Annotated in this window: 10 protein-coding genes and 1 pseudogene; 7 read left to right on the forward strand and 4 right to left on the reverse strand. The window is 51.2% G+C overall.

Going from position 1 to position 10,623, the window contains the following annotated elements; translation table 11 throughout:
* Nucleotides 1-27: 27 nt before the first annotated feature.
* The 6 genes and pseudogenes from PsWM33_RS27975 (at nucleotide 28) to PsWM33_RS08800 (ending at nucleotide 6,513) form a co-directional block, all read left to right on the forward strand.
* Nucleotides 28-480, forward strand: a complete 453-nt coding sequence (locus tag PsWM33_RS27975; RefSeq protein ID WP_208991882.1) for a glycoside hydrolase N-terminal domain-containing protein — start codon at nucleotides 28-30, stop codon at nucleotides 478-480.
* A 348-nt stretch (nucleotides 481-828) separates the two neighbouring features.
* Nucleotides 829-2,099: pseudogene (locus PsWM33_RS28835) on the forward strand (glycosyl hydrolase family 95 catalytic domain-containing protein); the annotation flags it as partial.
* Nucleotides 2,100-2,159: 60 nt separating this feature from the next.
* Nucleotides 2,160-2,459 (forward strand): glycoside hydrolase family 95-like protein, encoded by a 300-nt coding sequence (locus PsWM33_RS28840; protein WP_446737443.1) that lies wholly within the window; start codon nucleotides 2,160-2,162, stop codon nucleotides 2,457-2,459.
* Nucleotides 2,460-2,785: 326 nt separating this feature from the next.
* Nucleotides 2,786-3,568 carry a ThuA domain-containing protein gene (locus PsWM33_RS08790; RefSeq protein ID WP_063296758.1) on the forward strand — a complete coding sequence of 261 codons (783 nt, stop codon included), beginning with the start codon at nucleotides 2,786-2,788 and terminating at the stop codon, nucleotides 3,566-3,568.
* On the forward strand, nucleotides 3,568-4,638 hold the full coding sequence (locus PsWM33_RS08795; RefSeq protein WP_063299959.1) for a Gfo/Idh/MocA family protein: 1,071 nt from the start codon (nucleotides 3,568-3,570) through the stop codon (nucleotides 4,636-4,638). The genes PsWM33_RS08790 and PsWM33_RS08795 overlap by 1 nt, the downstream gene beginning before the upstream one ends.
* Before the next feature lie 186 nt (nucleotides 4,639-4,824).
* On the forward strand, nucleotides 4,825-6,513 hold the full coding sequence (locus PsWM33_RS08800) for a putative bifunctional diguanylate cyclase/phosphodiesterase (protein WP_063299960.1): 1,689 nt from the start codon (nucleotides 4,825-4,827) through the stop codon (nucleotides 6,511-6,513).
* Here PsWM33_RS08800 and PsWM33_RS08805 read toward each other — a convergent pair.
* Nucleotides 6,510-7,244: an MBL fold metallo-hydrolase gene (locus PsWM33_RS08805; RefSeq protein ID WP_063299961.1), complete on the reverse strand. Its 735-nt coding sequence runs from the start codon at nucleotides 7,242-7,244 to the stop codon at nucleotides 6,510-6,512. The genes PsWM33_RS08800 and PsWM33_RS08805 overlap by 4 nt on opposite strands.
* Before the next feature lie 83 nt (nucleotides 7,245-7,327).
* Complete coding sequence (locus PsWM33_RS08810) at nucleotides 7,328-8,146, reverse strand: DMT family transporter (RefSeq protein WP_063299962.1); 819 nt, start codon at nucleotides 8,144-8,146, stop codon at nucleotides 7,328-7,330.
* A 415-nt stretch (nucleotides 8,147-8,561) separates the two neighbouring features.
* Between PsWM33_RS08810 and PsWM33_RS08815 the strand changes: the two genes are divergently transcribed.
* A complete protein-coding gene (locus PsWM33_RS08815; RefSeq protein WP_063299963.1) occupies nucleotides 8,562-8,912 on the forward strand; it encodes an ArsR/SmtB family transcription factor in 351 nt (116 codons plus the stop codon).
* Between the two features lie 131 nt (nucleotides 8,913-9,043).
* On the opposite strand, the gene istB is transcribed toward PsWM33_RS08815, so the two are convergent.
* On the reverse strand, nucleotides 9,044-9,871 hold the full coding sequence (gene istB / locus PsWM33_RS08820) for an IS21-like element helper ATPase IstB (protein ID WP_063299964.1): 828 nt from the start codon (nucleotides 9,869-9,871) through the stop codon (nucleotides 9,044-9,046).
* Nucleotides 9,868-10,623 (reverse strand): Mu transposase domain-containing protein (locus tag PsWM33_RS08825; RefSeq protein WP_153039917.1); only part of this gene is annotated, 756 nt, incomplete at its 5' end. The genes PsWM33_RS08825 and istB, both read right to left, overlap by 4 nt.

Raw genomic sequence — 10,623 nt, forward strand, 5'->3', positions numbered from 1 at the left:
GTTCGGAGAGATGGTTGACACATTAACATGGCATTCAGGGAGGGACCGGGATGCCTTGGCGCGATGATCTATGGCAATCTACTAAACGCCCGTATTCACCTCAACGAAGACACGCTTTATTCGGGTGAACCAACTCGTATTTACCCGGTGCCGGAAATAGCAGGTCAGATTGCGCATGCAGAAACGCTTTTAAGAGACGGAAAGCTCTTTGAAGCGCAAGAGTTTGTGCTCAAGAACTGGACAGGACGGCAAGGGCAAGCCTACCAACCAGTCGGCAATCTGTTCATCACAATGAAAAACCAAGGCGAAGTATCCAGCTATCACCGAGCATTGGATATCCGTCATTCTATGCATCATGAGAGCTATGAGCAGGGCGGCGTGAAATATGAGCGCACCACCTTTGCTAGTTATCCGGATAATGTCATTGTTATCCATCTGATATCCGACAGACCCGGCACACTCTCCTTCACTCTGCGTTAAGACAGCCCGCACCCAACATGCCGCGCAACGCTTGAAGCTGAAAACACCCGTCTGCACCTTCGCGGACAAGCGCCAGCCTTTACCAGCAGCCGAGTGATTGAGCGCATTGAGCATGATCAGAAGCAGTACCGAAACCCTGAGATCTTTGGCCCCGGTGGCAAACTTCGGCCCTTTGCTGAGAATGAGCAGGACGGACATCGCGGCGGTATCGTTTATAGCGAAGATGGCTTGGGAGAAGGTACGTACTTTGAAGCAGGCCTTGCTGTTGAGTTAGAGGGCGGGAATATTCGCCCGGAACGCGGTGAACTGCATGTTGAAGGCGCGACAGCTGTTACCCTTCGCATTGCCATGGCAACAAGCTTCAACGGGCCAGACAAAAGCCCAAGCCGCGAAGGAAAAGATCCTGCACCGATCGTGAAAAGCGCTCTGGAAAAAGCAGGCTCTGTCTCCTATGAAGATATTCTGCAAAAACACACGGATGATGTGTTGAAGAGGTTTGATCGCGTATTGCTTAAACTAGGCAATGGCGACGTTCCGAACTTGCCGACCAGCACGCGGTTGGAGCAGTTTCAGGAAAAAGGCGATCCAGCCCTCGCCGCGTTGCAGTTCCAGTATGGCCGCTATTTGTTGATTGGGTCTTCTCGCTCAGGCAGTCAGCCGCCAAACCTGCAAGGCATTTGGAATAACCTACGCCGGCCGCAGTGGTCTCCAATTATACGATGAACATCAATCTGGAGATGAACTACTGGCCCGCCGAGATCACAGGCCTTTCCGAATTACATGAGCCGCTCTTCATGCTGATCGAGGAATTGGCCGTCTCAGGTGCACGCACGGCCAGGAAAATGTTCAATGCTCCCGGATGGTGTGCGTTCCACAACAACACCATCTGGCGTGACAGTGTACCATCTCCGTGTGATCCTGCCTCTGCGTTTTGGCCGATGGCAGCAGGCTGGTTGCTCTCTCATATGTGGGAGCATTTTCTTTACGCTGGCGACAAAGAATTCCTCAAGAACCGCGCTTACCCTCTGATGAAATCTGCAACGGCATTCTACGAATGGTGGCTCTGTGAGAACAAGGAGGGTTATCTGGTACCAAAAGTCAGCACCAGTCCGGAAAACCGGTATCTGGACGAGGATGGCCATGTCATCACCGTCGATCAGGGCAGCACCATGGACTGCGCCATTATTCGGGAGACCTTCACCAACACCGCCGCTGCAGCCCGACTACTGGGACTTGATGACGTTCTTGCAGAGACATTAGAGACGAAGGCTGCACGGTTGTTGCCTTACCAGATCGGAGCACAAGGACAGGTGCAGGAATGGTCTCAGGATTTCAAGGAGTTCATGCCAACGCATCGCCACTTGTCTCACCTCTATGGCTTGTTCCCTTGTGATCAGATCGGCAAAGACACACCAGAATTGCTGAGAGCTTCCGTACGCTCTCTTGAGATCCGCGGAGATCTGGCAACCGGGTGGAGCATGGGGTGGAAGATTTGCCTCTGGGCCCGTGTTGGTGACGGAGACCATGCATACAAGATCATCCATAACATGTTCAACCGCGTGGAGAATGAAGCGCCGAAGAGTGAAGACGGCGGCCTTTATGGTAACCTCATGATCGCGCATCCGCCATTTCAGATCGACGGCAACTTTGGTTACACACGCGGCGTTTCCGAGATGCTGATGAACACGACCCACAACGGCATCGAGCTCTTGCCTGCTTTGCCAAGCGCTTGGCCAAAAGGAGAAGTTCGCGGTCTGCGTGCCCGTGGTGGTTTTGAGGTCGATCTTATCTGGGAAGATAACAAGCCCACTCAGGCCCAAATCACCAGCCATCAGGGAGGTGATCTGACTGTGCTTTGTAAGACGCCATTTGGGGGATCTACTTTTGATCAGACCCTACAACTCTATGTGGCGAAACAAAAAACTGTCGCGGGAGAAACGTTGGCACTGGCCTTTAACGAAGCCTTACTGGTCTCCTAGTCCGTAAAACCTGCTAGAAAATGGGGTGACTAATTGTAGAATTCGACTGAGAACTTCGCGTTACTTAGACGGATTCTACAGTTCGCAGTAAATCGGTTGCACTGCAACAAATGTTTCGGTGAATTTCTTGATATTTCATTGGCATTTCATACCAAGGTTGAAGCAGAGTTGAAGTCAACCGCGTTCTGCGGTCCCAAGACGCGATAGCATCGCACCTACAAAAATGAACAAGTCCGCAGTCTTTCTCGCAATGGGGAAGGCCCTTTCCATATCTCCGTTTTGTCTGGCCCTCAGGCAAGACACTCCACATCTATCGGAATACGCCAATGATTAAGACCATTGTCTGGGGCGAAAACGTCCACGAGCAAAAGAACAAAGTTGTTGCCGGCATCTATCCTGATGGGATGCACAATCACATTGCTGCTGCTTTGAACAATGATCCAGAAATTTCTGCAACCTCCGCAACTTTGCAAGATCCAGAGCACGGCCTGACCGAAGAACGTCTTGCAGACACAGATGTTCTGATCTGGTGGGGCCATGCAGCGCACGGGGACGTTTCCGACGAAATCGTTGAACGTGTATGTGAACGTGTTTGGTCTGGCATGGGCATGATCTTCCTACACTCTGCGCACTTTGCTAAACCGTTCAAGCGCCTGATGGGTGCACCTTGTAACCTGACATGGCGCGAAGCTGGCGAGCGTGAGCGTCTTTGGGTTACATCCCGCAACCACCCAATCACTGCTGGCATTCCAGACAGCTTTGAGCTTGAAAACGAAGAAATGTATGGCGAGCCATTTGGTGTGCCGGAGCCTCTTGAAACCGTCTTCATCAGCTGGTTCCAGGGCGGCGAAGTCTTCCGTTCCGGTCTGACTTACAAGCGCGGCGCGGGCAACATTTTCTATTTCCGCCCAGGCCATGAGACATACCCGACATACCACAACGAAACCGTACAGCGCGTTATCGCCAACGGCGTAAAGTGGGCATACAACCCGCAACCACGTGTGGCAGACCCGAATGCGGCGCCGAATGTGCCAGTAGATGAAGCACCAGAGAAAATTGAAGAACGCGGGCCACGCCTTCATGAAGCAGGTGAGGAAGGGTATCGTTGATGCGTCTCGTTATTGTAGGAACCGGAGGCATGGCAAATAGCCATGCCAACAAGTTTGGTGAAATTGACGGTGTTGAGATCGTTGGCGGTGTTGATCGCAATGAAGAACGCCTGACTGCCTTCTGCGATGAACATAACATCCCTAAACGCTTCACCTCATTGGAAGACGCTCTTGCGTGGGGCGAGTTTGATGCCGTGGCAAACGTCACGCCTGATGCTGTCCATCACCCAACCACAATGCCGCTTCTTGCAGGTGGCAAGCCCGTCTTCTGCGAAAAGCCATTGGCGAGCAATTTTGCCGATGCTGACGAAATGGCGACTGCAGCCGAAAAGGCCGGCCTGATCAACATGGTCAACCTGTCTTATCGCGACGTGTCCGCGTTGCAAAAAGCTCATGAACTGATTGCAGCTGGTGAAATTGGGGAAATCCGCCATTTCGAGGCCTCTTACCTCCAAAGTTGGCTGACACAGCCTGCATGGGGGCATTGGGACAAGGAAGAGAAATGGCTTTGGCGCCTATCTGAAGCGCACGGGTCATTGGGTGTTTTGGGAGACGTTGGCATTCACATTCTCGACTTTGCCGGGTTTGCGATTGGCGCTCCGTACCAGTCTATCTCTTGTCACCTGAAGACCTTTGATAAAGCACCGGGCAATCAGATTGGAGAGTACAAGCTGGATGCCAATGACAGCTTCACCATGATGGCCGAAACCACATCAGGCGCAGTCGGTGTTGTTCATGCCAGCCGTTTGGCCTCTGGCCATATGAACGACCTGCATCTTCAGGTTCACGGCACAAAAGGCGGCATCAAGGTCACCAACACAGGTGGTCTGGGTGAACTGTTCGTTTGTTCCGGTCCAAACCTTGAGAGAGCCGAATGGAAGCAGATTGAGCTCACACCAACGCCAAACAACTACCGCAAGTTTGCGGAGGCCGTGCAATCTGGTGTGAATGGCCACCCAACCTTCCGCCATGCAGCGAATCTTCAGCAAGTGCTTGACCTCGCCGTTGAAAGCAGCACGGCTTGTGGGCGTCGGGATATCCCGATATCTGCGCAGCTGCAGGACGCATAATCAAAAAAGGAGAGCAAATGCTCTCCTTTTTTGATCTACAATCTACCCTTGTATACTCTGTGAAACATATGGATAATAATTAGAACTAAATCTTTCCCTTAATTATCTGCAGTGAAGCATTGCGATTATCTTTGAGTTTAATTATTCAGTGCATGCAATTTTATTTCGAGTCTAGCCGAGGATCTTGTGTCTGTACCTCCTGAGCTTCTGTCAGTTGCAGTAGAGCAATGTTCTGAAACCATCATGGTTGCAGATCATGAAGGTACAATTGTCTATGTGAATTCTCAGTTTGAAAAAGCAACCGGATACTCAGCAGAATACGCTGTTGGCCGTAATCTGGACTTTCTGCGCTCCGGCAAAACGCCTCCAGAAACCTCTGATCATCTCTGGACCACTTTGGGTGATGGCAAGCCGTGGGAAGGTGAGTTCATAAACCGTCGCAAGGATGGCTCCGAATACGTTGAGCATTCCAAGATTTCTCCGGTTGAGTGGCAAGGCGGCAACGCAAACAAGAAGTACTACCTTGCAATCAAAAAAGACATCACGGCCAAAAAAGAAAGCGAAGAGGAACTTTCCAAGCTCGCTTACACGGATGCTCTGACTGGACTGCCAAACCGCGCACATTTTCTGCAAGAATTGGAAAGAGCTGTCGCGACAACCAAAGATAGTTCAAATCAATGCGCTGTCATTTATATGGATCTGGATCGCTTTAAAGAGATCAATGATACACTGGGGCATGACGCTGGCGATCAGTTCCTCGTGCAAGCTGCAAAGCGCTTTGAAAGCGTATTGCCGGAGAATGCCCTGCTCTCCCGTCTTGGCGGCGACGAGTTTGTTATTCTGCTGCGAGATACGTCCAACGCAGAAGCGGAAATGACTGTTCATCGTCTGGAAACAGCAATGGTCGCTCCAATTGATTTAGGCGAGCAATCTCCAATTTTATCTGCAAGTATCGGCGTGGCTGTAAGCCAGCTGGCAGGTGCCTCCAGCGGCACCATGCTCAAGCAAGCCGACATTGCCATGTACCATTCCAAATACAACAATCTCGGCTTCAGCTTCTACACCTGCCAGATGGAAGAAGCCGTCGTACGCAAGGTGCTGATTTCCGAGAAGCTCACAACTGCGATTGAGGAAGGTAACCTGCGCCTCAAGTATCAGCCAATTGTAGAGTTGAAAAACGACAAGCTTTACGGCGTTGAAGCTTTGATGCGTTGGGAAGACCCAGACCTTGGTCCGATCTCCCCTTCTGAGTTCATTCCAATTGCCGAATGTCAGAACATGATCGACGATATCTCAGATTGGCTCTTCCGCGAGACAGCCTGCCAATACCGTCGGTGGGTTGCTGAAGGGTTCGAGTTTTCTGGCCGCATCGCGATCAACCTTTCAGAGCGAGAGCTGGCAAAGCCAAATCGTGTGGTTGAAATCCTCGCTCTACTGCAGAGCCTTGAAGTCCCGCCAGAAATCTACGAGATCGAGCTGAGTGAATCCGCATTCATCAATGAAGCAGGCGATACTCAAGCCAACCTGGATGCGCTTGCCAATGCAGGCATGATCATCGCTATTGATGACTTTGGCACCGGCCACTCTGCGCTTTGGCAACTGCGCACGCAAAAGCTGGGCAAGCTCAAGATTGACCATAGCTTTGTGCAGAAAATGGAAGCAGATCAGGCCACACGCGATATTGTTGAAGCGATCACCGCGATGGCCAGCCTGCTCGACCTGAAGGTTATTGCAGAAGGCGTAGAGAACCTGACGCAAGTTGATCTGCTCAAAGATATCAAATGCTGCTATGCACAAGGCTATCATTTCGCCAAGCCACTGACGGCAAAAATCTTTGCAGCTGACTGGCTTGGAAAGGCTCAGGCAGTCGCCTAAGCCTTCAGCCTCGAGAGCTCGAACTCACGACCATCTTCACCCAGAGAAAACTCAGCGTAATCCTTAATGGCTTTAGCTACAGCAGGCCTGGACGCATCATCAATGTGGTACAGCACCCAGCAACTTCCTGCTTTTCGCGGCAAGTCTTTTACATCTACCCAAGACCCATGCCCGTTTGCTGCAGTCATGTACTCGCACTCGATAAAGGCGAGATCTGCCTGCGCAGCAAGTTGTTCACCTTCTGGAGACAACAGGCCATCGCCTGAGTAAAACAGCGTTACAGCTTCCCCCTTCAGCTGCAGGCTACGGTTTGGCACTGAGTGATTGCTCGCAGCGGTCATTGCATTCCATGGACCGACCACTGCCAAATCCTCGGAATCTTGCCAGTGAAGGTCAAAGCCGAGGTCTTTTTCCGGCCAGTATGCAAACTCCATGAGGCGATACAAAGCCTGATGCTGAGAGGCCTGACGAAAGATGGTCAACGGCTTCGAACGCTTGAACGACTTCATGTAATTGAGCAGCGTTGTTAAACCAAGGCAGTGATCAGGATGGCAATGCGAGATGTAAATGCAGCTGATGTCTTCAGCCGTCATACCATTTGCAAACAATGCCTGGGGCACGGTTGGACCGCAATCGATGAGCAGCTTGAACTCACCTTCTGAGATCAACAAAGATGAGTTCGTTTTTTGCGGATCGTACGCATCGCCACAACCAAGTATTTTCACATGCATAATGTTCCCCCTCGCAGTGATCCCCCAGTTTTAAAGCAGAGAGTTTTAACAATCAAAGCATTATGCAAAAGCAGATGGTTGATCTATGCAGCTCGTCCCAAGACTTTTTCCCGGTGCCACATATAAATGGCCGATCCAAAGATGACGGCGGCACCAACAAGTGTCAGTCCATCAGGAAACTCGCCAAAGAACATCAAGCCAATCAGCATCGCCCAAATGAGGCTGCTGTAACTGAAGGGCGCGATGGTTGAAGCCTCCCCAAAGAAAAACGCCTTCACAATGGCGTAATGCCCAAAACCAGAAACCGCCCCAATCAATGCCAGCAGAGCAGTATGAAACAGCACAGTGGACGGATTATCAAACTTGCTCGCGTACCGCGCCACGATATGACCTGCAGAATAAACCACAATTGTTGCCACAGCGATCAGCGCACCAAGATCAAGAACACCAGCACCTGGCTTCACAATCAACAGAGCTCCAATGAACGCCACGAGGATGGAAACCCAACGCCGCATTCCAACCTGCTCGCCCAGAATTGGAACAGACATAGCCGTCACCATCATAGGAGAGAGCAGCGCTATAGCGTGGAGCGTTGCGACGGGGATCAGTTGAGCAGCTGCAACCGAGCCGATTGTCATAACCAAAACAAGAATTGCACGCAGATAAACCACTGACCCGTTGTTGGGGGCGATCATTGTTTTTACGCGAGGCGCCAAGAAGACCAGTATGAACAGCAGATGGAAAAACATCCGCCCCCAGACCACCTGCAGCACTGGATATGACAGAGACAAATACTTGCCTACACTGTCAACAATCACGAACATAAACATGGCTGCTACCATCCAGAGGATGCCAAATTTAACGTTCCCCTGAGCTGGGGCCTGCGAAACCATCTCACTCATAACTGGCCTGCGAATTCCGGAAGTGTGCCGTAGTGCCCGCGGAAATTGGCCAGCGGGCGACACATCATTTGATTTTGAGGGAAGGTGCTGAAACTCATGCCCAAACACCAAGGAATAGATTGCCACCTATCGCAGTTCCTCTTGGTTTTCTTTGAGTTTCTGCTTCTGAATGTTGAAGAAATTACAGCGTTTGGCAATCTATTTTTTGCGCATTAATTGTTGCTGTTTATTGCCAAAATGACGCTTAGATATATTTGTAAATTACTCAGCCTGTGAGCAACTTTCTTCGCCAAGAGCTCCTGTAGCCCCCTTTCTCTCTCTACCACACGCAAATCCGCGGAAAATGAATCAAGAACAAAGGTTGACGCACTTCAATTGATCAATTAACGATTACGCTAATTAAAGAGATGGTGAAATGAATACACAAACCAACTTGCCGGAAGTTTTTGGAGCTTTGGCCGACCCGACGAGGTTTGCCATTGTCGAGCGACTTCTCAATGAAGGAGACTTGCCAGTCGGGCAACTGGCTGAACCCTTCAAGGTGTCTGCTCCGGCGATCTCCCGGCATCTTAAGCTGCTCGAAAGCGCTGGCCTCATCGAACGACGCGTCGAAAAGCAATGGAGGGTGTGTGCATTGAAGAAAGAACGTTTTGCAGACCTGCATCAATGGATAGAGCGTTACCGAGCCTTCTGGAACACCAGTTTCGACCGATTGGAAACGTTACTCGATAATCAGCAAGGGGAAGACAATGACAGTAGCCGATAGCATGACACAGGAAGAAACCACACTGCGCATCACACGGGACTTCAAAGCTTCTCCCGAAAAAGTCTTTGATGCTGTCAATGCAGGGTCAAATTTCCCCAGTTTGAGGTTTGGTGACCAGCCTTTTTTTAGGTCTAGTTCTCCTTTTTAGGTGGTCTTCCGCGACGTTTGGGTGGTGGTGGAGGAGTTATTGATGCGTTGGCTCTTATATGCTCTGGAATAAGGTCGGTGTGACCGCGCAAGCGGTAGCTTGCGCCTTCGATGTGAATGACAACGGCATGATGTAACAGTCTGTCGAGAAGAGTGGTTGCAACAACACGATCGCCAAAGATCTCTCCCCATTCTGCAAAGCCACGGTTTGACGTGAGGATCATCGAGCCTTTTTCATAACGGGCATTGACGAGTTGGAAGAACAGGTTTGCCCCTCCTGTGGTGATTGGCAGATAGCCAATCTCATCGACGATCAACAGAGAGGTTCGTGCAAAGAAACGCAGTTTCTCCGTCAACCGGCCTTCTCTTTCAGCTTTTGCCAAGGCTTCAATCAGGTCAGCTAAGGCGATGCGATAGACGCGCTTTCCCGCTTTAACGGCAGCAACTCCCAAAGCCGTTGCCAGGTGGCTCTTCCCGGTTCCAGGAGGTCCCAGAAAGTGAAGCACTTCATTGCGGCTGATAAACTCCAGCTCCGCCAGAGCCATGATGCGCTCCCGGTCCAGTGAGGGCTGGAATGTGAAGTCAAAGCTTTCCAGTGTTTTGATGGGTGTAAGACGGGCTGTTGTCAGAGCGACACCAATGCGGCGGCCTTCGCACGTTGAATACTCTTCATTGAGCAGGCTGTCTAAAGCCTCCAGTGCTGTGAGTTCGCCTTGTTCCAGCTGGCTGAGCGTGTGGTCGAGTACCTCCAATGTCCGAGGCATTTTCAAGCCCACCAGTGAAGACTGAATACGTTTACTAAGAGAACTCATAGCTTGCCTCCCGTCCTGGCAAGTCGCTGGCCTACGGCTTCATAGAACTCCAGTGGGCGTTGACTTACACCGCTGTGTTTGGCTGGCTCTTTCCCGCCACGGCGGCGCTGTGTTGTCCGTGGAAGGGCTTTACGATGACGTGGGTCAACCTGGCGCTGGTTCTTGCCTTCCAATACCAGGTGGGTGGCAACAAGTTGACCCTCTTCATAGATGCGAACCTCTTGAGGGTGATGCTGGACTTCAACCTTGCGCTTCTTGACGGTATCCGGCACTGAATAAAGGTTCCCTGCAACTGAGACCATGCCTTCATGTGTCACGCATCGTTCCACCAGCAAAACAGCATCATAAGGGTGTGCTGGCAAAGGGATCAGAGCAGGCTGTTCCTCACTGAAAGCCTCCTGCACGACACGATTGGTGGTGGCATGAACGCGGGCATTGGCAAAGCCCTCACACCATTTGGTGAACTGGGCATTGAGATCATCCAGATCGCGGAATGTGCGAGCAAGAAAGAAATCCTGACGGATGTAGCGAAATGGGCGCTCAACCTTGCCTTTGGTTTTTGCCCGGTATGGCTGGCAAGCATCCGGCTGAGCGCCATAATGATCCAAAAGAGCGACAAGAGATGGATTAAAGCGAACAGTGCCATCTGGATCCTCTCCCAGTACGGCTGTCTTCATGCGATCATACAGCACCTCCAGTGTGGCACCGCTGAAGGCTTCAAAGGCTGCAATATGACAGCGCAGGACCATTTC

It is taken from the genome of Pseudovibrio sp. WM33 (assembly GCF_001623165.1).
Taxonomy (GTDB): domain Bacteria; phylum Pseudomonadota; class Alphaproteobacteria; order Rhizobiales; family Stappiaceae; genus Pseudovibrio.

Bases quoted from the DNA above. Each gene is read 5' to 3' on its own strand.
- PsWM33_RS08795 (WP_063299959.1), top strand. From the start codon at position 3,568: ATGCGTCTCGTTATTGTAGGAACCGGAGGCATGGCAAATAGCCATGCC.
- PsWM33_RS08805 (WP_063299961.1), bottom strand. From the start codon at position 7,244: ATGCATGTGAAAATACTTGGTTGTGGCGATGCGTACGATCCGCAAAAA.
- PsWM33_RS08790 (WP_063296758.1), top strand. From the start codon at position 2,786: ATGATTAAGACCATTGTCTGGGGCGAAAACGTCCACGAGCAAAAGAAC.
- PsWM33_RS08810 (WP_063299962.1), bottom strand. From the start codon at position 8,146: ATGAGTGAGATGGTTTCGCAGGCCCCAGCTCAGGGGAACGTTAAATTT.
- PsWM33_RS27975 (WP_208991882.1), top strand. From the start codon at position 28: ATGGCATTCAGGGAGGGACCGGGATGCCTTGGCGCGATGATCTATGGC.
- istB (WP_063299964.1), bottom strand. From the start codon at position 9,871: ATGAGTTCTCTTAGTAAACGTATTCAGTCTTCACTGGTGGGCTTGAAA.
- PsWM33_RS08815 (WP_063299963.1), top strand. From the start codon at position 8,562: ATGAATACACAAACCAACTTGCCGGAAGTTTTTGGAGCTTTGGCCGAC.
- PsWM33_RS28840 (WP_446737443.1), top strand. From the start codon at position 2,160: ATGAACACGACCCACAACGGCATCGAGCTCTTGCCTGCTTTGCCAAGC.